The organism is Fundicoccus sp. Sow4_H7, from assembly GCF_052115865.1.
GTDB lineage: Bacteria > Bacillota > Bacilli > Lactobacillales > Aerococcaceae > Fundicoccus_A.
Genome location: NZ_JBQKME010000020.1, coordinates 1 through 24,975 on the forward strand (window position 1 = coordinate 1; position 24,975 = coordinate 24,975).

Here is a 24,975-nt window from a genome sequence, read left to right on the forward strand (position 1 = left end):
TTTTTCGATAAAATGATTCATGCGTAGATATCCCCCTTATGTTATTTGGTCGTACTTTTAATATAATGGATATCTGCGTTTTTGTATAGAAACAAAGATGAGGTTGATGACGAAAATTTGTCATCAACCTCATTTATTGTAGAACCTTTTTTATTGGAGTAATCCTATAAATAGTGGCTTTTTTTGTCTTTATATTTTCAAATGATGGAAGGTCAAATGTCTTTATAATATAATGAAGACGATGCTGTATAGAACGCTTTCAAATGAATAGCAGTAGATAGGATGAAAGAGATGGACAGTAAAATTGGACAAATGATTAAGATCGAAGGCAATGATTTTTTGATGGGCACTTCTAATAGTCGGGTAGGTTTTACTTCAGACAGAGAATCACCCGCTAAAATGGTAGGTGTTGATACTTATCGGATTGGCACAACATCAGTGACTAATCAAGAATTTAAAGCTTTTGTTGATGCAACAGGTTATCTAACAGAATCAGAGCGAATTGGCTGGTCATTTGTTTTTCATTATTTTTTAACAGATGAAGAAAAGAGTCGCATGCAAAGAGCTCCTGGCTTATCTTGGTGGTATGCGGTAGAAGGCGCGAATTGGATGTGTCCGGAAGGTAAGGAATCAGTTTTCCCTGACCGAGCTGACCACCCGGTCGTTCAAGTTTCGCATAATGATGCGGTTGAGTATTGTAAATGGGCTAATAAACGATTGCTAACAGAAGCCGAATGGGAGTATGCAGCAAAAGGTGGCACACAATATGAAAACTTCCCTTGGGGAGAAGATTTTTTATTAGAAGGAAAATTTAACTGCAATATTTGGCAAGGAGAATTTCCTATTGAAAATACCTTAGAAGATGGCTTTGCGAACACAGCCCCTGCGAAAAGCTATCAACCCAATGGTTATGGCATCTACCAAATGATTGGGAATGTATGGGAATGGTGTGCGAATCTAGCAAAAATAGACTTTGATTACTTTCAAACAGTGCCAGCTTTAAAATTTTGGGAAAAATGCCAGCAGCCCAGCGATATTGAATATGCAACAAGAGGTGGATCCTTCTTATGTCACCCATCATATTGCCAACGCTATCGACTTTAGATTTCTTGCCGACTTTTGCTCATTTAGCAGGAATTGATGCAGAAAACTATGCAACGGATGGAAAGAATTTATTTATTTCTTTAAAAAATCAGGAGGGGCACCAGAGTCTTTATTTTGATATGGGTTTTCAATGGAGTGTGCGTGAAGGGGATTGGAAATTAAGGCATATTAATAATCAGGAAGGAAAAAAATGTCGGAGTTCTTACTGGATTATGAACATGCGGATATCGGCAAGCCTGGTATATCCTTAGTTTCGCTGGAGAATTCCTTTGATGAGTCAGAATCTGCTAATCAAATTGAAACACAAGTAGAAATAGCATCCCAACTACAAAAGTCTTATAATAGTTGGAGACAAGCTGTGGATAATGGAGAATATAATAAATAGGAGATGAATCATGAAAATAGGCGTAATTGGTTTGGGGAGTATTGCTCAAAAAGCATATCTACCAGTAATGGTTAATATGCAAGATGAGGTAGAATGGCATTTATGCACACGTAATGTGGATAATTTGGAGATGATTAAAAGCAAGTATGGCTTTGAACATACCTACACATCAATGGATGAATGGATTAATAGCGGAATTGAAGCAGCCTTTGTGCATGTTGCGACAGCAGCTCATGGGAAAATTATCCGTCAATTGTTAGAAAATAATATTTCTGTCTTTGTGGATAAACCGATTACGGATCGCTTAAGTGAGACTGAAGAATTGATTCAATTGGCTGAGTCAAAAGGGCTAATGCTAACTACGGGCTTTAATCGTCGTTTTGCTCCTATGATCCAAAAACTGAAAGAAATTCCTGATAAAAAACTGATTCTTATTCAGAAAAATCAAACAAATAAACATTCAGAGGTTCGATTTGCTATTTATGACATACTCATTCATTATGTCGATACGGCATTGTATCTTTTAGAAGCAGATCCTGTTTCCTTCGATGTTAAACTAGTAGAAAGTGACGGAGAACTTAAACGTTTATTGGTAACTATCGAAACGGCAACGACTTCTTGTATTATTTCGATGAACTACGAAGCAGGTGCAAGCCAAGAGATTTTTGAAGTCCAAAGTTTAGAAGGGACTAGTCGTTTAACCAATCTAGTCCAATTGTCTCAAGCTAACAGCCAAGGCACAACAATAAGTACTTTTGGCGATTGGGAAATTACTTTGGAGAAACGTGGATTCAACCCAATGATTCGCAAGTTTATCGATGATTTCCCCAACAAACAAAACCCTGTTTCACCTGAATCTGCCTATGCCAGCCACCAGATTTGTGAAAAAATATTGGAAGAGTATGGTTTTTAAGTCATTAAAGACATTCAACAGTAAAAGTAGCCAGTCTAGTTGAAAGCCCAAAAACCAATATTATACTGCAACAACATTATGACAATAACTAAAATCATCAAGCAAGTTAAAAATTAATTATTGGATTCATCAATTACGTTCATTGAAAAAAACTGGACGTTTTTTTATGCATTTTTAAACAATAGTGAGTCGATAATTTAAAATACTGTAAGGAAAAGTATAGATAGGGATAGGATTTGAGAAAAAAAATAAAAGAAAAATTTAATATATCCAGAGGGAAAAATAAAAAAGAAAGGGTTTACAAAGCTATTGCTTTCTGTTATAGTAATCGCAGATAAAATTAAAATATATACTAATTAAATATAAAGTTGATACTTAATCAACCGTTTTTTGAAAGGAATAGTGAGCGCTAAATGATATTGAATTGTAGGTATAGAAATCTTTTCTACTATCTTTTTGTGAATTTAATTATGGCTTGCATACTGCTAATGACTTTTTCAAATACAGTTTTAGCACAGGAAAAATCATTAGAAGAATTTGAAAAAGATTTAGACTTTTCTATCTATCTTCCTAGTTACCAAGAGTATATGGCTGAATATGAGGATAGCAATACTCAAGTACCAGAGATTATTATTTCAGCAGCAGATTATTCTCGAATAGAAGGAATGGATGCTTCAATTCTGACTGATTTTGAAGGGAATGAAGGAGAATCTTTATTAGTTGATGAACTAGGGTTTGTGGAATATGAGTTTACAGTTCCAGAAAGTGGTATCTATCAAATTTTTTTGGAATATTATCCGATTGAAGGAAATAGTGCAGCAATCCAACGTAGTTTCTTTATTGACGATGAGTTACCTTATGCCGAATTTCAGTTAATTGAATTCCCACGATTATGGGTGAATGAAACAGATACTTGGAAAAAAGATAATCAAGGAAATGATATCCGACCTTCACAAATTGAAGCTCCAAAATGGATGAATGTATCCTTACAAGACAGTCAAGGCTATTCGATTGATCCCTTGAGTGTTTATTTAGAAGACGGTGTTCATACGATTACAATGATTTCCCAAAGAGAGCCGATGGTTTTAAAAGAAATTATCTTAAAGGCTGGATCGACAGCTTTAACTTATGCGGAATATCAAAATATGCATTCAGATAAATTTGAGGGGACTTCTCCAGTAGTCATAGAAGCAGAACTGGCAGATCGCAAATCATCACAAATGTTATATCCTGTTCAAGATCAATCTTCTCCAGCAGTCTTTCCTTATAGTGCCAAAGAATTACTAAATAATTCAATTGGTGGAAACAATTGGAAGTCAGTCGGACAGTGGATTGAATGGGATTTTGAAATTTCTGAAGCTGGCTTCTACGAATTATCTTTTCATGCTAAACAGAATTTTATGCGTGGGTCAAATGTTGCCCGTACTATTAAGTTAGATGGCGAAGTTCCTTTTCATGAATTATTAGATTACGGTTTTTCCTATAATAGTGACTGGGAAATGTATACCTTAAGTGATGATGAGGGTGAAGCTTATCAAATTTATTTAGAGGAAGGGACGCATACTTTAGCAATGGAGGTCATTTTAGGTGGCTTCTCGACAATTGTCAGCGAGGTTGAACAAATCATTCTAGATCTTAATTCAACCTATCGTAAAGTTATTCGAATAACAGGGGTTTCTCCAGATGAGTTTCGAGATTATCAAATTGAAGCATCCATCCCTACATTGTCTTCTGAACTCACATTGATAAGAGAAAGACTCAATAAAGTGATTGAATCATTACAAGATTTAGCTGGTGCTGCTAGTGATAAAGAAGCTGTTTTACGAACTATGCAAGATCAACTAGATGTTCTCATTGCTGATCCCGAACGTTTTTCAAAAGTAATTGGTTCCTATAAAACAAATGTAAGTGCTTTGGGAACTTGGATTACACAAGTTATTGAGCAACCTCTTCAACTCGATGCGATCTACTTTAATACTCCAGGTGAAGAAATTGCAAAGAAGAATACGAATGGTTTTGATAAGTTAACACATGAGGTTAAGAAATTATATTATTCATTTATTGTTGATTATAACGTGATTGGAAGTATTTCAGATGAAGGCGAAGATTCTATTACCGTTTGGGTAGGAAGTGGTCGCGATCAAGCGAATGTATTGAAACAATTAACGGATGATACTTTTGTGAATGAATCGGGAATCAATGTCAATATTGAGTTAGTTGATATGAACACCTTGCTACAAGCAACATTATCTGGACAAGGTCCTGATGTTGCACTAGGTGTATCCAGTGATTTACCTATGAATTATGGTTTAAGAAATGCAGTGGTTGACTTAAGTCGGTTTGAGGATATTGGAACATTAACAGACGATTTTTATGAAAGCGCTTGGGAGCCTTATATATATGAAGATGCCATTTATGCTTTGCCTGAGACTCAGACATTCCCAATGATGTTTTATCGGAAAGATATCCTTTCAGAATTAGATTTAGAAATTCCTGATACTTGGGATGAAATCAAAGTGGCACTTTCAGTCCTAAGTAAAAACCAGATGGATCTAGGGATGTTACCTTCAGAACAAGTCTATTCAATGTTGTTGTATCAAAATAATGGTCAGTATTATACCGAGGATGGTAAAGAATCAGCCATTGACTCTGAAGAAGGCTATCAAGCCTTTCAACAATTTACACAATTCTACTCAGATTACACATTGGATCGCGAAACAAATGTTGAGCAACGTTTCCGTACAGGAGAGTCACCAATTATTATTTCAGACTATACAACTTACAATAATTTAATGGTTTCAGCACCGGATATTCGTGGATTGTGGGGATTTATTAGAGTTCCAGGGACAATCCAAGAGGATGGCTCAATCAATTATACAGTAACAAGTAATGGTGCGGTCACAGCAACTGGTGCGACAACGACTACTGGTACTGTCATGATGGAAGGTGCAAATAATAAAGACAATGCCTGGGAATTTATGAAATGGTGGGTGTCGGAAGATACACAGACCTCTTTTGGGAAAGAGTTAGAAAGCTTGATGGGAGCAGCGGCACGTTATCCAACAGCCAATAAGCATGCTTTTCAAAACTTACCTTGGCCAGTCCGAGACTTTCAAGCACTTTCTTCTCAGATGTCCAGTTTACAAGGGATACCACAAGTGCCCGGTGGATATTTTACTTGGCGGAATGTAAATAATGCCTTTTATAAAACAGTGGTGTCTAAAACAATGTCTCCTCGTGAAGCTTTAACGGAATATGTTCGTTATATCAATGATGAAATCGACCATAAACGAGCCGAATTCAACTTTGAACTAAGACAAGATTAGGAGGAATCAAATGGAGTTTAAGCGAGAAAAAGGATTACTTAAAAAACAAATTAAGAGCAATAAAGTCTATTACTATATGGTAGCTCCTTACTTTATTTTATTCTTTTTATTCACAGTATTGCCGGTATTGACATCAATGGGACTTAGTTTTACCAATTTCAATATGTTAGAATGGCCGTCTTTTATCGGTTGGAATAACTACATACGTTTATTTTTAGAAGATGAAATCTTTTTAATTGCTTTAAAAAATACCCTCATTTTTGCTGTTATCACAGGTCCTTTAAGTTATATTCTATGCTTGTTATTTGCTTGGATTATTAATGAGTTTAGTGGTAAATTACGTGCTTTCTTGACTTTAATTTTCTACGCACCTTCAATTTCTGGTAATGCATTTATGGTTTGGTTATTAATCCTTTCAGGTGATCGATATGGCTACCTCAATGGATTGCTTTTGAGATGGAATTTTATTTATGAGCCTATTCAATGGCTTCGAGAAGAAGGTTTAATCATGCCTGTTCTTATTATTGTCCAGTTATGGTTGAGTTTAGGTACAGGTTTTCTAACATTTATTGCAGGTTTACAAACGATTGATCATTCTCAATATGAAGCTGCAGCAATCGATGGTATTTCAAATCGTTGGCAAGAATTATGGTATGTAACATTACCGGCTATGAAACCCCAATTGCTATTTGGTGCAGTAATTCAAATTACACAATCTTTTGCGATTGCGGATATTTCCTTGCAATTAGCCGGAAATCCAAGTGTGAACTACGCTGGAGCAACCATTGTTACGCATTTAATGGACTATGGTAGTGGCGTTCGTTATGAAATGGGTTATGCTTCAGCGATTGCAACTGTATTATTCACTCTGATGCTGTTAACTAATATGCTCGTTCAAAGAGTGATTCGAAAGGTGGGAGACTAATTGGATCTGCCAATAAAAAAGAATACTAAAAAGCAAGTAGCTGTTTCAAAAGGAAGGCCAACTCCACCAAAAGCATCATTTATAAAACGTATTTTTGCGACTAAAACACGTAAATTAGGACGTTCAAGAGCTGGAAATGCATTTTTATTTACTATTATGGCAATTGCTGGGATTTTTATGGCTTTACCTTTAGTAATGATTTTGAATAACGCATTTAAACCATTAGATGAACTTTTCCGCTTTCCGCCTCGTATTTTTGTACAAAATCCAACCTTTGAAAATTTTACGGACTTAATGGTTTTAATGAATAATTCATGGGTCCCATTTTCAAGATATATAGTAAATACATTGCTTATTACAGGACTAGGTACAACAGGGCATATCATTTTAGCTTCAATGGCTGCTTATCCCTTAGCTAAACATGAATTTCCTGGCAAAAATTTTCTATTCCAATTAGTGGTATTGTCCTTGATGTTTACGCAACAAGTTACTGCCATTCCCAATTATATGATTATTTCATTTTTAAGAATAAATAATACCTACTTAGCAGTTATATTACCTGCATTTGCTTATGGATTAGGTCTTTATCTAATGAAGCAGTTTATGGAACAAATTCCTGATTCGCTCATAGAAAGTGCCTATATGGATGGAGCAAGTGAATGGAGAATTTTTTGGACAATCATTATGCCTAATGTAAAACCTGCTTGGATGACTCTTGCAATCTTTCAATTTCAAGCTTTATGGGCAAATACAGGAAGTGGATTTTTAAGAAGTGAACAGATTAAACCATTACAATTTGCCCTTTATCAAATCACTAGTGGTGGTCCTGCAAGACAAGGTGCAGCTGCAGTTGTTCAATTGGTCATTGCTGCGGTACCTATCCTCTTCTTTATATTAAGTCAATCCCAAGTCATTGAAACGATGACTACATCTGGTATGAAGGAGTGATGAAGAAGATGAAAACAATCATAAAAAGTTTTACTTTAATCTTTTTATTCAGTCTTTTTTTACCTACTATTATTTCCGCACAAGCGCCTTATCAATCATTTACTTATGATTATTGGGAAGATCCAATCAATATCCCAGATCCTTATCTTCCTGAAGATACAATAACGGGTCAAGATTTAGAGAGTGGTTCATTCAGTAGCCCACAGGATTTTGCAGTAACAGAAGAAGGTCATATTTATATAGCAGATACAGGGAATCATCGAATTGTTATTTTAGATAACGACTATGAGTTTGTGGGAATTATTGATGAATTCGAAAATGATGAAGGAGAGCTTGATCATTTTAGGAATCCTTCTGGTTTGTATATGTCAGAAAAAAATGAACTGTATATTGCTGATACAAATAATAATCGGATTGTTGTATTGGATAATCAATTTAACTTTGTGAAATCTATTCAAAATCCAGAATCTGAAATTCTAGAAGAAAATTTTGTTTTTACGCCATTAAAAGTCTCAGTTGATTACGCGGATAGAGTGTATGTTATTTCTAAGAATATGTATCAAGGGATTATGAGCTTTGATGAATTTGGGAATTTTACTGGTTTTAGTGGAACGATTAATGTCAATCTTTCATTTACAGAAAAAGTATGGCGTCTACTTTCAACAAAAGAGCAGCGTGCACGACAAATTTTATATATTCCTACTGAGTTTACGGGTATGGATATAGACCCAGATGGCTTTATTTATACTTCTAATATTGATGCCGAAGGTTTACAAGGATTAAGACGTTTGAATCCTAAAGGACAAGATGTCATTAAACAAAGTGTTCGGAATCACTTAGGCGGAGACCTATTTTATCGATCGAGTGGTGACTATTCGGGACCTTCAGCCTTTGTAGATGTTTTGTATCGTGGTCGTGGTTTGTACTCTGCATTAGACTCAAAAAGAGGTAGAATTTTCACCTATGACGATGAAGGGAATCTATTATACATTTTTGGTGGGATAGGAACACAAAGAGGAACTTTTCGGCAACCAGTGGCACTGGAAATGTTAGGAGATAAATTGTTGGTTTTAGATGCATTAAACAATTCAATTCTAACTTTTGCTCCTACTTATTACGGCAGTTTAATCAATGAAGCTACCGGGAAACGCTTTGAAGGCGATGAGAGTGAGACGGTTCGTCTTTGGGAGGAAGTTCTAAAACTGGATGCAAACAACGAATTTGCTTATAACGGGATTGGAAAATCTTACCTAACTTCTGGAGATAATGAAAAAGCCGTGGAATATTTATCACGTGGAAGAGATCGTGAATATTACTCGATTGCTTATAAACGCTATCGAAATGAACGTTTAAAAGAAAGTTTCAGTACGATTCTGACAATATTATTGATTACATTTATTGCTTATTTAGTATTTAGATGGTTAAAGCAGAATAACAAATTGAAAAAACGGAAATTAAAGGAAGAAAAGCCGATAAAATTAAAAGAAGGAGGAGATGTCCATGTTTAAGGAAAAAACGAAACATGCATTTTATACCTTAACTCATCCTTTTGATGGTTTTTATGAAATCCGTCATTTTGAAAAAGGGAGTATTTATCTCGCTTTATGTATTCTTTTCTTAGGATCCATATCTTTTTCATTGAATCGTCAATACGCTAGTTTTGTGGTAAATGATACAAATCCTTTAGATATCAATTCCTTTATTGATTTACTAGCCATAGCGGTTATTTTTCTATTATTTTGTGTAGGCAATTGGTCTATTACAACATTGATGGAAGGTGAAGGGCGTTTTAGAGATATTGTCATAGCGACGGGCTATTCAATTCTACCTATTGTTTTGCTATTTATGCCCGCTACACTTTTTTCACATTTTATTGCTGCAGATGAAGAAGCTTTCTACTTTCTATTTATTGCTTTATCAGTTATTTGGATGGTCTTATTAGTTTTTATTGGGAATATGACCATTCATAATTATAGTTTTTCTAAAGCACTAGCGACAATGTTGATAACAATCATCGCAATGCTAATTATCTTATTTTTAATGGTGCTACTATTTTCTTTAGTGCAACAGATTTATTCGTTTTTAAGAAGTTTTTACACAGAAATTATTTTCCGAAATTAGGAGGGAGTAAGCTTGAGAAAAAAACACATTTTACTAATCATATTGGTAATTGGTGTTGCATTAGCAACATATGGCATTTTTATAGCTACTCACTACTATCTATATGATGATTACTTAGCTTGGATACAACCCGCTTTAACAGCAGATGCGGGTAGTGAATTTGAAATGATTCCAGAAAGTAATGGGAATGTTCCGGGTATGCAGCTCGCTGCTGAGAATGATTTCTTTAAATTATATACCAATACTGAAACAACAAATGTCGCCATTTATGAAAAGGAAAGTGGCATGCTTGTGTTTACCAATCCACAAAATTCAACAGAAGATCCGATTGCCTCGGGTATCAATACATCTGAACTTCAGTCACAATTTGTGCTTGAATATTATGATCAAAATCGAAATCGTATAAGGGTAAACAATTATGATATGAGTATTACTTCTGGTCAATTTCAGATAGAAAATATTGAAGATGGCTTACGTTACACCTATACATTAGCGGACATGTCGAGTGTTACAGGAATCGTTCCTACGGTTATTAGTGAAGAACTATTAGAAAGTAAAGTATTAGCACATTTAGATGAAAGAGAAGCAAGAGATGTCCGTAGTAAATATTTGAATTCAACTGAAGTTGAAGGTGAATTGATACTTACTGAAAATGCGATTAAATCAGCTATTAGATTAGCAAGACTTAATGAATCTTTTGAAAAGGCAGGTTTTACTGCAGAAGATTATTTAGAACTTATGGGTGAAGGAGATAATTCTGCACCTTTTAGTGTAACCATTGCTATCGAGTATCAGTTAACGGATACCGGACTCCGCGTTACCGTTCCAAAAGAATTAATTGAAGAATCTGAAGGAACAAGCATTGCTAATATTGAAGTCTTGAAGTTCTTTGGTGCCCAAGGAGTAGATGCTGAAGGCTATATGTTCGTTCCAAATGGTTCAGGCTCAATTATTGAAATGAATAATGGTAAAAAGAATGAGGCATATAGGCAATATGTTTATGATATGGATGCTCCAGCTAAAAGTTATGTTGTAACTGAAGAACGTGAAATTGCTCAACTTCCTGTTTTTGGATTTGCTTATGAAGATGGTGCAGTCTTCGCCATTATTGAAGAGGGGGATGCTGTCTCACAAATAAATGCGGATGTTGCAGAGAAAAGAAATTCTTATAACTTTATTTATCCTACTTACTCATTACGTGGTTATGAATTATTAAGTATGTTTGGTTCAACAGGAGTGACTGCTGATTTACCTGTTGTTGAAGAAGATATGTCAGATATTAGTTTTTCTATTCATTATAATATTCTACCTGGAGAAAATGTAGATTATTCAAGTATGGCTGTGTTTTATCAAAATTATTTAGTGGATCAAGGTATTTTATCTAAGAAAGAAGAACAAACAAATCTTCCATTTTATCTCGATATTGTAGGGGGTATCCAAAGGCAAAAAGAAATCCTCGGTGTTCCATACAATGGGATGAAAGTAATGACCTCATTTGAAGAAGCCAATGAAATAGTCCAGAAGTTATCAATTGAAGGCGTATCTAATATTCGAACTAATTATTTAGGTTGGTTTAATGGAGGATATTACCATGATATTGCTGAAAAGATTCGAGATGTGAATAAATTAGGTTCTGATGACGATTTATTAAAGCTTAAAGATCAAATCGAGTCGAGTGGAGGAAAGCTTTACGGAAATGTTGCCTTTCAATTAATTCCACAAACATCCAATAATTATAGTTTAAATTTAGAAAGTGCTAAGTATTATTCTGGCTTAGCTGTAGTTCGTGGGCAAGTTAATCCTAGTACACTGCGCGAAACAAGTTCCCTCGGCTATGATGAATCCGTCTATTCCTATATTTCACCTAAGTTTTTAAACCGTTATGTAACAAGTTTTACTCAAGCTATAGAAGATTATGATTTTTCTGGGATTAGTTTAAGAGATTTAGGTAATGTTTTAACTTCGGACCGCAAGCGTACAGAATCAATTAATCGCCAGGCTGCAAAAGATATTGTTATGCATGCTTTTGATGAACTGAATGCTACTGAAAAAGCTTTAATGGTAAATGCAGGAAATGCTTATTCTCTCGCTTATGCAGATGATTTAATTGATATACCAATGACTGGAACAGATTCGTATCTCATAGACTATCACGTACCTTTTTATCAAATGGTTATTCATGGGTATATTCCCTATGCTGGAGAGCCGATTAATTTAGGAGGTGAAGTGGATCAGCAAGCAATACTTCTTGATTTAATCGAAACGGGGAGTGCTCCACGCTACATTTTTTCTTATGAAGATTCTGTTGAAATGAAGTACACTTCATTGAATTATTTATATTCCACACAATTCGAAACGTGGTTATCACAAGCTACTTCTATATACAATGAATTAAATGAAGTGAGTCAATCTGTTTTAAATAGTCATATTGTAAGTCATGAAGTCTTGTCAGCGGATGTTCGAAAAGTGACTTATGCTAATGGAGATATTTTTTACATCAATCGTTCAAAAAGGGAACAGGAAGTGGAGTCTCATACAATTCCTGAAATGGGATATATAAAGACTAAGGAGGAGAATAGTTGATGCGGAATAGATTAACTTTAAGTCATAAACGTGCGATCACAGGGTTATTATTTATATCCCCATGGCTCATTGGCTTTCTTAGTTTTTATGTACGAAGTATTTTCCAAACAATAAACTTTTCTCTTAGTGAAGTGAGTGCTTTGGATACGGGAGGTTTTACCACTACATTTACTGGTTTAGAAAACTTTCGTTATGCTTTTACGCAAGATCCTGAATTTAATCAAATAATGACGAATACTATGGTCGATATGTTAGTGGATGTTCCTCTCATTATTTTCTTTTCATTATTTATTGCCTTATTACTAAATGGCAAGTTTAGAGGACGTACATTGATGCGAGCTATATTCTTCTTACCGGTCATTATGAATGCCGGTGCCATTAATGATGCCTTACAGCTTGCTCAGCAAAATGTTCTAGGAGGTGTCAGTGCTGTTGCTTCTGAAATAAGTGCCTCAGCAGAAGGCTTTAACTTAACGATATTACTGGATACCTTTGAATCCATTGGTTTTCCAGATTTTCTTCTAGAATATATCGTAGATGCAGTCTCTAGGATTTTTACAATCGTTCGAGCATCTGGTGTACAAATAGTGATTTTTATCGCTGCCTTACAAAGTATTCCATATGCTTTATATGAAGTAGCAAAAATTGAAGGTGCGACAACTTATGAAAGTTTTTGGAAAATAACTCTTCCAATGGTGTCTCCTTTGATTTTAACCAATGTAGTCTATACCATTGTTGATTCCTTCATTCAAAGTGAAGCTGTTGATAAAGCGCAGGAAGTAGCTTTTACAAGTTTTAACTATGGAGCCAGTTCTGCAATGAGTTTGATTAGTGCCGTCTTGGTTTGTACTGTTCTAGCTATTGTAAGTTATATTCTATCGAAAAGAACATTTTACTATAACTAAAAAGAAAGGAGGAATTTTATGGAATCGCTATATGAAGGGGACATCGTTAAGGAAGATAAATTAGACCAAATTGCAAAAAAAGATATAGAAAGGAGATTTCAACAAAAGTTTATTGATTTTATTGTTAATTTACTAAAATGGATTGTCCTAATCGGAGTAGCTTATATCATACTTGCTCCACTGATTAGCATGTTTGCTAGTTCATTTTTTACCGCAGCAGATGTATACAATCCTTCTGTATTTTTAATCCCATTAGAAGGTACAATCAATAATTATGTAACATCTTTATTACGTTTGGACTATTGGACGACATTAGGAAAAACTGTTTTCTATACGTCTTCCATTACAGTGATTCAAGTGTTTATTACATCAATGGTTGGTTACGGTTTTGCTAGGTTCAAGTTTCCATTTAAAAATGTTCTTTTTGCTTGTGTAATTTTAACGATTGTTATACCGACGCATACAATTATGATTCCACTTTATATGTTATTCCGAAATTTTGATCCAGCAAATCTTTTCTCCACCTTTGGAGGAGAACCACAAAATTGGTTAGGCTCAACCAAACCAATTTATTTACTTACTTTATTTGGTAGTGGCTTACGTTCTGGATTGTTTATCTATATTTTTAATCAGTTTTTCCGTGGTTTACCTAAAGAAATTGAAGAAGCCGCTTTTATAGATGGTGCCAGCACACTCTATACCTATTTACGAATCATGTTGCCAAATGCCTTGCCGTCAATTGTAACCGTTTCAGTGTTCTCAATGGTATGGCAGTACAATGATACATTTTATGCGAAACTATTCGCAGTGAGCTCTGACTCTTTAATGAGTATGCGGATTTCAACTTTGAGATCAACCGTAGGATTTTTAGATGAGGTTAGAGATCCACTTGTTCAACAAGTATATTTATATGCTGGAATTGTACTGACGCTAATACCTATTTTGCTTTTCTACGTCTTGTTACAGCGCCAATTTATTGAAGGAATTGAACGAAGTGGAGTAGTAGGATAAAAATTAAAAGGAGAAAATATAATGAATAAAAAATGGCAATTTATTATTTTATCAGTAGCAATGTTAATCTTGGGTGCATTTAGTTCAACTACAGTATTAGCAACAGAAGGAGCAGATGAAGATCCTTTTGCGCAGTATCCAGCGATTGATATGGAAGGCAGAACTATTAAGATTGCAACATGGTGGGATTTCTTCTATGATAGCCGCCACACTGACCCAATGGATAACCCTGGAGTGAATAACACTGAAACTGCTCAAATGGAAATTGATAACATTCGTCGAATTGAAGAAAAATATAATGTAAGAATTGAATTTAGCAATTTAGGTTGGGAAGGTATGATTGATAGTATCAATACTTCAGTTGTATCAGGAACACCAGATTATGATATTTATACAGCTGACTTACAATTCGGTCTTGCACCTGCTATGAATGGCTATGCAATGCCAGTCAGTGAATATGCACCTGAGTATTCAGATATTATGAATGATCAAATCGTTATGAAACCTTATGAAACATTTGGAGAAACATACTTCTTCACAGAAACATCATTACCTCTAGGTGGAACATATATGTTTTATAATGCCACAATGTTAGATGAATTAGGATTGGAAGATCCCAATGAATTGCTAGCAAACGGTGAATGGACATGGGAAAAATTTGCTGAGATGACGAAACAGCTAACTCGTGATACAGACGGAGATGGAAATATCGATGTGTATGGTTTCGGGGGAGTAACTACAGATACAACTAATGAATTTGTTGCTTCTAATGGTGGAGGAATTGCTAAAGAATTAACAGAAGGATTAAGTTCACCAGAAACAGTTGAAGCACTTGAGTTTATTTATAATATGTACAATGTTGATAATATTGCTAAACCTTATACAGATAACTGGGAAGAACAACAATTAGCATGGGTAGATGGTGAAGTTGCTTTTGCACCAGTACAGGCATTTAGTTTAGTTTCAAATGGTCCAGAACTAAGTTTTGATTACCGCATTGTGAAATGGCCTCAAGGTCCAAATGGCGATGGAACTCAAGCTGGAGAACCAATTGTTAATTATTACTTCATACCAAAAGGGGTAGAGGACGCAGAAGCAGTTTATCAAGTATTCGAAGAATTCCGTAACTGGTTTGTCTTTGATGAATCTTATCGTGATAATTATGACTGGATTGAAACTGGATTTACTAATCTAGATGATTTAGATTTAGCAATGGAAATTGGCAATATGGGTAACGGTGATTTATGGAAAGTTGCAGACGTTAATGGAGCGGTTGGAGAAGCAGCGTACAATATCTTTATGGGTGAAATGACAGTTTCTCAAGCGGTTGAATCTTACAAACAAATCTTACAAGACGGTTTAGACAGTTTCAAATCTGAATGAGAAGCAGATAAATCAACAGATTCTACTACACAACTCCCTGGAGACAGGGAGCTGTTAGGTAGGTTCACAGATTTCTTAACAAATGTTTTCGACAAAAGAGGTACAGAGATGAAAAACACATATATAAGTAATGAAATATATAATGTTAATCCAACATTAGTGAATCCGAATGCAACAGATGAAGCAAAACGTCTAATGAATTTTTTAACCGATCAATATGGTGAAAATATTATCTCTGGACAAACTTCGAATGAAGGACATTTAGGAAAAGAATTTTCAGCAATTCAAAGAGAAACTGCTGGGAAAATACCTGCTATTTTAAGTCTAGATTTTATTGATGAATCAGCTTCTCGTAAATCTAGAGAACAAGGCCCTGATGTTTTGGAACATGCAAGGAAGTTCCATGAATTAGGTGGGATTATCACTTTTATGTGGCATTGGAATGCTCCAGAACCTTATTTATATAATACTAAGGAGAATCCTTGGTGGAGCGGTTTTTATACCGAGCATACAAATATTGACCTAGCAGCGATAATGGATGGACGAGATCCACAAGGCTATGATTTGTTGGTTAAAGAAATGGATGACATAGCCATGCTCTTAAAGGAACTTTCCGATGAGAAAATACCTATTCTCTGGAGACCACTTCATGAAGCAAGTGGTGGCTGGTTCTGGTGGGGAGATAGTGGTCCAGAACCCTTTATTGAACTTTGGCGATTAATGTATGATCGCTATGTAAATATACATAATTTGGATAATTTAATCTGGGTTTGGAATGGCCAAGCTAAAGATTGGTATCCAGGTGATGAGTATGTGGATTTAATTGGAGAAGATATTTATGCCGGTAAGCATGAGTATGGTACGCAATATGACCGTTTCGTACAAGCGATTAATTATACGGATCAAACTAAAATGATTGTATTATCTGAAAATGGAACACTACCCAATCCAGATTTGTTAATCGATGAAGGGGTAATGTGGGGCTATTTTACAAGTTGGAATGGTGAGTTTGTGGTAGATGAAGAAGGGGAGTATTCTGAAGAATACACATCTAAGGAAATACTTTTAAAAGTCTACCATCATGAGAGTGTTTTAACTCTAGAAGATATACCTGATCTCACGAATTATCCGTTGCCGTAAATATAAAGAGTGGAAAGGGAAGAGAAAATGAAGAATTTTTTTGCATTCGAAGGAAAATACTATCAGTTTATGAACAAGTTAGGTAATTTAATGGGGATAAGTATGATGTTTGTTTTAACATCTATTCCGATTATTACCATTGTTCCTTCTCTTTCTGCTTTATATTATACGACGGTAAAAACACAAAGGACAGGAAATGGCTATCCAGTTCAAGAGTATAAAGCTGCATTTAAAAGAGAACTTAAACAAGGTATGATTTTCAATTTATGTTTCATAATATCCGCAATAGTCTTAGTATTAGACATATGGTATGTTACACAATCTGAAACTCTGTTTGCAGCTATTAGTTTTGCTGTTCTCGTGCTACTTTTCTTTATCTGGATAGCTTTATTTATCTATTTACCCGTCTTATTATCTCGCTTTAATCTTTCCTCATTTGCATTATTCAAAATGAGTTTAATGATGTTATTTAGACATTTACCCTATACATTACTATTTATCATAATTTATCTACTTGCTGTACTTATCTTGTATTTGATGCCGATTCCTTTTTTAATTATTTTGCCAGCAGTTTTGATGTTTGGCATCAGCTTTTTGATGGAACGCATATTAAAAAAATACCTTGCTTCCGAAGTATTAAATGAGGGGCAAAGTTGGTATACCATGCTGTAAATAACAAACAGATTTGAGGATAATAGGCTGTCTTCACATCTGTTTTTTAGTCAAAAAAGAAAGAACGATACTCATCATAGATTCTTGGTAAGTATTCGTGGCCGTACTCTGCTAAAGCAACAATTTCTTTTTTAGCCAGGATGTTATTGTAGCTTGCAAATTGTGTGATAGGTGGACAAATCGTATCTCTTAATCCTATTGCCCAGAAAACTTGAGCTTTAATGCGTGGAGCAAAATGTTGGATATCAATATATTCTAAAGTATTGAAAATCTCATCTTCACGTTTATGTAATGGATCGCGGAATTGAAACCAATAAGCTATTTCTTCGTACGCTGAAGTTTGTGGGTAAAGTTCATAAGCCTTGCGGTAATCCGTTAAAAAAGGATAACTCACAAAAACACGATGAATATCCGGGACAAGTCCTGCACAAGCGAGCGTTAGTGCCCCGCCTTGGGAACCACCTTGTGCATAGATTTTATTTTCATCAACATAGTCAAAGGATTTTAAGATTTTTGCTGCTTGGGCAGTATCTAAAAAGACATTTCGAAAATAGAGATTATCGCGTCCTTCTTCGATACCGCGGATGATTAATCCTCGCATAGTTCCACCAGAAGTCTGCGTTAGGTTTTCAGACAAACCTCCTTGCCCACGTGCATCGATGGCTAAGACAACAAAACCTTCTGCTGCCCAAGCAATTTTATCTTGAAAATCACCTGAATTCGTATGGTAACCATGGAAGAGCAACATGCCTTTATGCGATTTATCTAATTTTTTTGGTGTAATCAGTTGGCAATGGACTTTAGCTCCCTGAACACCTGTAAAATATAACTGATAAAAGTTAGCTACATTGGAAGGAATATCAACAGCGGTTAGTTGATAGTCTAGAGCTAAAGCATCCATTTCTGCTAGATTTTGATCCCACCAACTATCAAAATCAGAAGGCTTTTGACCACTTCCTTTATAATCTTTCCATGTATTCCAATCAAACATATGATTTTCCTCCTAGATTCTTAGAAAAAATAATAAATGATTCATCAATGATGTCTTTACAAATTTCTTTAAAAATGACATGATAATAACTGATATAGAATAAATATATACTTTATAAACATAAAGTCAATATGTAAGGATCGTAAAAATAGACTATATCAAAGGTTTTACATTTGGCTATTTGAGTCAAAGAGGCGACTGGGACAAACCAGAAGCAAAAGAATCTTTAGAACAACTAAAAGAACGTTGTGACATCGATACCGTTATTTTACCGATAGTCGTAGAGCAAGATACTATCCATTCTACGGTAATTAATTGGCAAGTAGAATCTGTTTTATCTGATCAAGAAGTAAAGGATATGATTCATTATGCTAAGAGTATTGGACTACGAGTTATTTTGAAATCGATGCTAAATGTAGCGGATGGCACATGGAGAGCGCACATCAATTTCTTTGATTACGATGTACCTTGCGAACCTAAATGGTCAGATTGGTTTAAAAATTATGAAGCATTTATTATCCATTATGCCAAGATTGCTGAAGAAACTTCTTGCGAGATGTTTGTTATTGGCTGTGAGATGGTGAATTCGGATAGACGGGAAACAGGATGGCGAGCACTTATTGACAAAGTTCGCAGCAATTACCACGGCAAGATTACTTACAACTGTGATAAATATCAAGAAGACCGCTTAAAGTGGTGGGATGCTGTAGATGTTATTTCTTCATCTGGATATTATCCAATTGGGACTTGGCCAGAACAACTTGAACGGATTAAAAAAGTAGTGGAAGAACATGGAAAACCATTTTTCTTCTGTGAAGCAGGCTGTGCAAGCCGTACTGGAGCAAAAGATTTACCAAATGATTGGTCGTTGGCGGGAAGTATCAGTTTAAAAGATCAATCTGACTGGTATGAAGATATGTTTAATCACACTCACAATGAAAGCTGGATTGATGGTTTTGCTTTGTGGGATTGGAAAGCGCACTTATATCCTATTGAAGATGCAGCAAATGATATTGACTACGCTGTTTATGGAAAACCAGCTGAGAAAATTATAAAAGATCATTATCAAATGATTTCTAAGGAGTGAAAGTCATGGAGTATCGTAATTTAGGAAGTAGTGGATTAAAAGTTCCTATTCTATCATTAGGTTTATGGAATAATTTTGGGAATAATCGAGATTTTGGCCTACAAAAAGAGATTGTTAATCACGCTTTTGAAGCGGGGATAACTTATTTTGATTTAGCGAATAATTATGGTCCGCCAGCCGGTAGTGCTGAAATAAATTTTGGGCGAATCTTTCATGAGAGTCTTAGATCTCACCGTCATGAGCTTATCATCGCAACCAAAGCAGGTAATGGAATGTGGGGGGGACCTTATGGAAAAGGGGGTTCACGTAAACATCTTTTAACAAGTATCGACCAATCATTAGATAGATTAGGTCTCGATTATGTGGATATTTTTTATTCGCATCGTCCAGATACCGAGACACCTTTTGAAGAAACAGCTGAAGCAATGAGACACATAATTAATTCAGGAAAAGCATTATATATTGGTCTTTCTAATTATGATGCTGAGCAAACACAAGAAATGACGCAACTTTTATTGGAAAAATCTATTCCGATAGTTGTCCATCAACCCTCATACAGTATGTTTAACCATTGGGCTGAAATAACTTTATTCCCAACTGTAAAAGAATTATCTTTAGGTGTTGCTGCTTATAGTCCGTTAGCACAAGGATTACTGACAAGTCGCTACTTAAATGGAATACCAAGTGATTCGCGAGCAGCGGGTAATACAAATCCTTGGTTAACTCCAGAGCATGTAGAACAAACATTAGAAAAAGTACAGAAATTAAATAAAATAGCCAATGAACGGAATCAAAGCTTGTCTCAGCTAGCTTTAACATGGAATTTGAGAGATCAAGTTGTTGCAACAAATATTATTGGAGTAAGCAGTGTGGCTCAGTTGGAAGATAATTTAATATCAGTAACATCGCAAATGTTAACCAATGAAGAATTAGATGAAATATCAAATATTCTTGATAATTAATGTCTATTAAATTGAATGAACATATAGTGAGGATGATGAAATAAATGATCAAAGAATTTCCTAAAGATTTTTGGTGGGGAGCAGCAACTTCAGGACCACAAAGTGAAGGTCGCTTTAATAAACAACATGCGAATGTTTTCGATTATTGGTATGAAATAGAGCCTGAAGCTTTCTATAATCAAGTGGGACCAGATACTGCCTCAAACTTTTATAATAGCTTTCGTGAAGATATCCAAATGATGAAAGAAATTGGTTTAAATTCAGTTCGGACATCCATTCAATGGACACGCTTAATTGATGACCTTGAAGAAGGTAGTTTAAATGAAGATGGTGTTCGATTCTATAATGATGTGATTAATGAATTTATTAAAAATGATATCAAACCAATTATCAATCTATGTCATTTTGATCTACCTGTAGAGCTCTATCATAAATATGGCGGATGGGAATCTAAACATGTTGTAGATCTTTTTGTAAAATTTGCAGAACAATCTTTTACACTTTTCGGTGACCGCATAGAAGACTGGTTTACATTCAATGAGCCGATGGTCATTGTTGATGGAGAGTATTTATACCAATTCCACTATCCAAATATTGTCGATGGAAAAAAAGCAGTCCAAGTTGCCTATAATATTACCCTAGCTTCTGCAAAAGCAATTGCACGATTTAAAGAAATAAATACTAACCCAGCCGGACGTATTGGAATTATCCTTAATTTGACTCCTTCTTATCCTGCTACTGACAGCCCTGCAGACAAAGCAGCCGCACATTTTGCAGATTTATGGTCGAATGGATTATTTTTAGACCCATCCATTAAAGGAAGCTTTAATCCAGAACTGATTGATGTGCTAACAAAGGATGGCGTATTATGGGAATCTACCACTGAAGAGTTGGCAATAATAGAGCAGAATACCATCGATGTTTTAGGAGTAAACTTTTACCATCCCAATCGCTTCCAAGAACCAAGTATTTCACCTAACAGTTTAACGGTCGATTGGATGCCTCATAAGTATTATCATCATTACGATATGCCAGGACGACGTATGAATGTGGATAAAGGTTGGGAGATTTATCCAAAAGCTTTATACGATATTGCTATAAATATTCGCGATAATTATCAAAATATCCCATGGTTTGTTTCTGAAAATGGGATGGGTGTTTCTCGAGAAGAACGATACTTAGATGACAAAGGTATAATTCAAGATGATTACCGAATTCAATTTATTTCTGAACATCTTTACTGGATTCATCAGGGAATGGAAGAAGGATCAAACTGTTTCGGATACCATCTCTGGACACCTATTGATTGTTGGTCATGGAAAAATGCCTACCGAAACCGTTATGGTTTTATTTCGAATAATATACATACACAAGTAAAAACAATTAAAAAATCAGGACACTGGTTTAAAGAAGTAGCAAATAATAATAAGCTGGAACTAAGTGATGATATAGAAAGTAATTTTCTCTGATAGGTATACGCTTCTTGTATAAGTATATACCTTTATGGTATGATTTCTTTATTATACAATTGAAGCAACTTAGTGGCTAGAGGAGAGAAAATAATGCAAAAGAAATATGTCATGATATCTAATGATATTCGAAAAAAAATATCGGAAGGTGTGTACCAAGCGAACGATCAACTTCCATTTGAGAAAGACTTATGTGTTATTTATGATGCAAGCAAAATGACTGTGAAAAAAGCGCTTGATATCTTAGTAACAGAAGGCTTAATCATAAAAAGACGTGGATCAGGTACCTTTGTAAAAGATATTGGACCTGAAGAATCACAAAAGTTAATAATGTCTAATCAATTCCGAGGAGCCACAGCAACATATCCGAATCAAGAAATTAAAAGTATTGTATTAGAATTTTCAGTCATTAAAGCACCAGAAGAAGTGCGTAAGAAACTAAATGTAGATGAAGGAGATTTTGTCTATAATGTCTATCGTTTACGATTCATTGATGGGGAACCTTTTGTGCTAGAACGTATTTATATGCCTATCGATGTAGTCCATTCTTTAAAAGAAGAGCATTTAACTGAATCGCTTTACCAATATATAGAGGAAGATCTGTCTTTAGTGATTCAAAGTGCACACCGGACAGTAACCTTTCGTAAAGGCACTGATTTTGAAACAGAAAATTTAACATTGAAGACAGGAGATCCTGTTGGAGTTGCCGAGCAAGTTGGTTATTTGAATACAGGTATAGCGTTTGAATATTCAATTTCAATTCATCGCTATGACATGTATGCTGTACAATTAGTTCTAACAAGAGATTAATATCAGTATTGAAGGTGAATGGATGATTTTAGCAGTATTTGACATCGGAGGTACATCCGTAAAATATGGCATTTGGAAAAATGAAACTTTAGAGCATCAAGATATGTTTATGACCCCTGAGAGCTGGGAAGTCATGAAAAGTAAACTTAAAGAAGCCTTTCAACAATTAGAAAAGAAGATGGACAAGAAATTAGATGGAGCGGCCTTTAGCTGTCCAGGTGCTGTGAATCCTTCTGAAGGTGTTATTTATGGCTTTAGTGCGGTTCCCTACATGCATCTGTTTCCGATTAAAGATGAATTGACCCAGCTTTTGGGAGTACCCGTAACTATTGAAAATGATGCAAACTGTGCAGCTTTAGCAGAGCTAACCTATGGAGCAGCCTCAGATGTTGATAATGTATTATTTATTATCATTGGTTCAGGTATTGGTGGGTCGGTTATTCTAAATCGTCAACTGATTAGAGGACGTAATCTTTTCGGTGGAGAATTTGGCTTTATGTTATTAGAAAATGATCGATCATTTAGTGACTTAGCCAGTCCAGTTCGTGTGGCTTATCGTTATGCAGAAGAATTAGGACTTCAAGCAGGCGAAATTAGTGGCAAAGAAATGTTTCAACGAGCAGATTCAAAGGAAGCTTTAGCAATGAAATATGTAGAAAGTTTAAAAGATGGCTTAGCTCGTGGTATTCAGACGTTGTTGGTTGCCTTAAATCCCGATAAAGTCGTTATTGGTGGAGCTATTTCTAGTCGACAAGATTTAATTGATGAAGTTTCAGAACGCATAAAACAACTTTTAGTCCAAACAAATGCTAGTGATGTTGAAGCAAACATATTGGCTTGTCGTTTTAATAATGATGCGAATTTGATAGGTGCTGTGATTGCCTTTTTAGAGCAAAGAAAACGATTGGAGCCTTAATTAAAAATAATTTCCTTACTTTATCTCTGATTTCCCCAACAAACAAAACCCTGTGTCACCTGAATCTGCCTATGCCAGCCACCAGATATGTGAAAAAATATTGGAAGCGCATAACTTTTGATTTTGTTATAAATAAATCTAATAATATTTTCAGAAATAAAAACTAGCTATCTCCAAGAAGCCACTCTTAGCAAGTCTTATTATTTTGGAATATGATTATTTTGCTATATAATGTGGAAAACAACTAATCAAAAGGAGTGTTCAAAATGGGACTATTTGATAATGTAGGAAATCTGATGAATTTATTTACTTCAGATAACACAAGAGAAAAAGAGACGTTAGCTAATCGCGCAGGTGTGGACCAATCCGAATTTTCTAAAATCGCTTCGTTAGGATTACCAATGATTTTACAAGGTATCAATCGTAACACAAATGATGAAGCAGGAAATGAATCATTTAATGCTGCTTTAAAACAGCATGAGGATGTAGACCGCTATTCTTCACTTGAAGAACTATCAGCAAATGTTGACAAAGAAGATGGGAATAAGATCTTAAACCATATTTTTGGTAACAATGATAATGTTGTTAACGGACTTTCTAATAATTTAGGATTCTCATCGCAATCAATCAATAGCGTATTATCTGTCCTTGCACCAATGGTTATGAAATTCTTTGCTGACCGCAAAAAGACACAAGGTTTGAATAATCAAGACATTCAAAGAGAAACAACTAATATCGCAGACCAATTAAGCGGCCAAGTAAGCAACTTTACTAATGGAAACAACGATCTTGGTGGAATTCTTGACAGCTTCCTAGGTGGAGCAGACACAAACCGTACCTCATCTAATCGCGCAAATGACAACAACCTTGGTGGAATCGTTGATGATTTCCTAGGTGATTCAGACGCAAACCGTCCAGCTTCAAATCGTGTCGATGACGACGATAACGATGGTGGAATTATTGACGCTGTAAAAGATTTCTTTAAATAATAAATAAAAGCAGCTAACGCAGCTGCCCAATAGAACTACTTATTCCTTTTGGAGTAAGTAGTTCTTTTTATAGGTTCTTTGTCAAATAAGGTTGATGAATAAAATTTAGAGGTCAAGCCACATTGAACGGCCCCCTGTCAAGTAGACAGGTAAATAAACAAAATATTTGTGCCATGTATGATGTCTTATCATACATGGTATTTTTTTATGCCGGTATCTTTAAACCCATACTCAGTGTAACTCGCTTAGTGTTGTAGAAGTCAATATAATTCTTGATATCAGACTCTAACTGTTCAAAAGTCTCATAATCATTTAGACGATACATTTCTTCTTTG

At 35.2% G+C, this 24,975-nt stretch carries 22 protein-coding genes; 20 read left to right on the plus strand and 2 right to left on the minus strand.

What is annotated here, in order from left to right:
* Positions 1-291 precede the first annotated feature (291 nt).
* The 14 genes from ACTQ54_RS12025 to ACTQ54_RS12090 all read left to right on the plus strand — a co-directional run bounded on the left by ACTQ54_RS12025 (position 292) and on the right by ACTQ54_RS12090 (position 17,416).
* The gene (locus ACTQ54_RS12025) at positions 292-1,104 is read left to right on the plus strand and encodes an SUMF1/EgtB/PvdO family nonheme iron enzyme (RefSeq protein ID WP_441757180.1); all 813 of its coding nucleotides are present in this window, start codon (positions 292-294) and stop codon (positions 1,102-1,104) included.
* A 190-nt stretch (positions 1,105-1,294) separates the two neighbouring features.
* Entirely contained in the window at positions 1,295-1,489 is a 195-nt protein-coding gene (locus ACTQ54_RS12030; RefSeq protein ID WP_441757181.1) for a hypothetical protein, read from the plus strand.
* Positions 1,490-1,499: 10 nt separating this feature from the next.
* Entirely contained in the window at positions 1,500-2,402 is a 903-nt protein-coding gene (locus ACTQ54_RS12035) for a Gfo/Idh/MocA family protein (RefSeq protein ID WP_441757182.1), read from the plus strand.
* A gap of 488 nt (positions 2,403-2,890) precedes the next feature.
* Positions 2,891-5,728, plus strand: coding sequence for an extracellular solute-binding protein (locus ACTQ54_RS12040; protein WP_441757183.1), 2,838 nt, complete (start codon positions 2,891-2,893; stop codon positions 5,726-5,728).
* A gap of 10 nt (positions 5,729-5,738) precedes the next feature.
* A complete protein-coding gene (locus ACTQ54_RS12045) occupies positions 5,739-6,653 on the plus strand; it encodes a carbohydrate ABC transporter permease (protein WP_441757184.1) in 915 nt (304 codons plus the stop codon).
* Positions 6,654-7,601 (plus strand): carbohydrate ABC transporter permease, encoded by a 948-nt coding sequence (locus ACTQ54_RS12050; protein ID WP_441757185.1) that lies wholly within the window; start codon positions 6,654-6,656, stop codon positions 7,599-7,601.
* Between the two features lie 8 nt (positions 7,602-7,609).
* Positions 7,610-9,109: a hypothetical protein gene (locus ACTQ54_RS12055; protein ID WP_441757186.1), complete on the plus strand. Its 1,500-nt coding sequence runs from the start codon at positions 7,610-7,612 to the stop codon at positions 9,107-9,109.
* Entirely contained in the window at positions 9,102-9,722 is a 621-nt protein-coding gene (locus ACTQ54_RS12060; RefSeq protein WP_441757187.1) for a YIP1 family protein, read from the plus strand. Before ACTQ54_RS12055 ends, ACTQ54_RS12060 begins: the two co-directional genes overlap by 8 nt.
* 12 nt (positions 9,723-9,734) lie before the next feature.
* Positions 9,735-12,305, plus strand: a complete 2,571-nt coding sequence (locus tag ACTQ54_RS12065) for a DUF5696 domain-containing protein (RefSeq protein WP_441757188.1) — start codon at positions 9,735-9,737, stop codon at positions 12,303-12,305.
* Complete coding sequence (locus tag ACTQ54_RS12070) at positions 12,305-13,210, plus strand: carbohydrate ABC transporter permease (RefSeq protein WP_441757189.1); 906 nt, start codon at positions 12,305-12,307, stop codon at positions 13,208-13,210. The genes ACTQ54_RS12065 and ACTQ54_RS12070 overlap by 1 nt, the downstream gene beginning before the upstream one ends.
* A gap of 18 nt (positions 13,211-13,228) precedes the next feature.
* Entirely contained in the window at positions 13,229-14,221 is a 993-nt protein-coding gene (locus ACTQ54_RS12075) for a carbohydrate ABC transporter permease (RefSeq protein ID WP_441757190.1), read from the plus strand.
* A gap of 21 nt (positions 14,222-14,242) precedes the next feature.
* Positions 14,243-15,604, plus strand: a complete 1,362-nt coding sequence (locus ACTQ54_RS12080; protein WP_441757191.1) for an ABC transporter substrate-binding protein — start codon at positions 14,243-14,245, stop codon at positions 15,602-15,604.
* Between the two features lie 108 nt (positions 15,605-15,712).
* A complete protein-coding gene (locus tag ACTQ54_RS12085) occupies positions 15,713-16,744 on the plus strand; it encodes a glycosyl hydrolase (protein WP_441757192.1) in 1,032 nt (343 codons plus the stop codon).
* Between the two features lie 27 nt (positions 16,745-16,771).
* Positions 16,772-17,416, plus strand: a complete 645-nt coding sequence (locus ACTQ54_RS12090) for a YesL family protein (RefSeq protein ID WP_441757193.1) — start codon at positions 16,772-16,774, stop codon at positions 17,414-17,416.
* A gap of 46 nt (positions 17,417-17,462) precedes the next feature.
* Here the strand turns inward: ACTQ54_RS12090 and ACTQ54_RS12095 are convergent, their stop codons facing one another.
* The gene (locus ACTQ54_RS12095) at positions 17,463-18,407 is read right to left on the minus strand and encodes an acetylxylan esterase (protein ID WP_441757194.1); all 945 of its coding nucleotides are present in this window, start codon (positions 18,405-18,407) and stop codon (positions 17,463-17,465) included.
* Between the two features lie 157 nt (positions 18,408-18,564).
* Here ACTQ54_RS12095 and ACTQ54_RS12100 point away from each other — a divergent pair, with 157 nt between their 5' ends.
* The 6 genes from ACTQ54_RS12100 (at position 18,565) to ACTQ54_RS12125 (ending at position 24,640) form a co-directional block, all read left to right on the plus strand.
* Entirely contained in the window at positions 18,565-19,494 is a 930-nt protein-coding gene (locus tag ACTQ54_RS12100; protein ID WP_441757200.1) for a glycoside hydrolase family 113, read from the plus strand.
* A gap of 5 nt (positions 19,495-19,499) precedes the next feature.
* Positions 19,500-20,456, plus strand: coding sequence for an aldo/keto reductase (locus ACTQ54_RS12105; RefSeq protein WP_441757195.1), 957 nt, complete (start codon positions 19,500-19,502; stop codon positions 20,454-20,456).
* 44 nt (positions 20,457-20,500) lie between these two features.
* Positions 20,501-21,925, plus strand: coding sequence for a glycoside hydrolase family 1 protein (locus ACTQ54_RS12110; RefSeq protein ID WP_441757196.1), 1,425 nt, complete (start codon positions 20,501-20,503; stop codon positions 21,923-21,925).
* A gap of 93 nt (positions 21,926-22,018) precedes the next feature.
* Complete coding sequence (locus ACTQ54_RS12115) at positions 22,019-22,735, plus strand: GntR family transcriptional regulator (RefSeq protein ID WP_441757197.1); 717 nt, start codon at positions 22,019-22,021, stop codon at positions 22,733-22,735.
* A 22-nt stretch (positions 22,736-22,757) separates the two neighbouring features.
* Positions 22,758-23,651, plus strand: a complete 894-nt coding sequence (locus ACTQ54_RS12120) for an ROK family protein (RefSeq protein ID WP_441757198.1) — start codon at positions 22,758-22,760, stop codon at positions 23,649-23,651.
* 266 nt (positions 23,652-23,917) lie between these two features.
* The gene (locus tag ACTQ54_RS12125) at positions 23,918-24,640 is read left to right on the plus strand and encodes a DUF937 domain-containing protein (protein ID WP_441757199.1); all 723 of its coding nucleotides are present in this window, start codon (positions 23,918-23,920) and stop codon (positions 24,638-24,640) included.
* Positions 24,641-24,845: 205 nt separating this feature from the next.
* Here the strand turns inward: ACTQ54_RS12125 and ACTQ54_RS12130 are convergent, their stop codons facing one another.
* Complete coding sequence (locus ACTQ54_RS12130) at positions 24,846-24,965, minus strand: IS3 family transposase (protein WP_441757201.1); 120 nt, start codon at positions 24,963-24,965, stop codon at positions 24,846-24,848.
* Positions 24,966-24,975 lie beyond the last annotated feature (10 nt).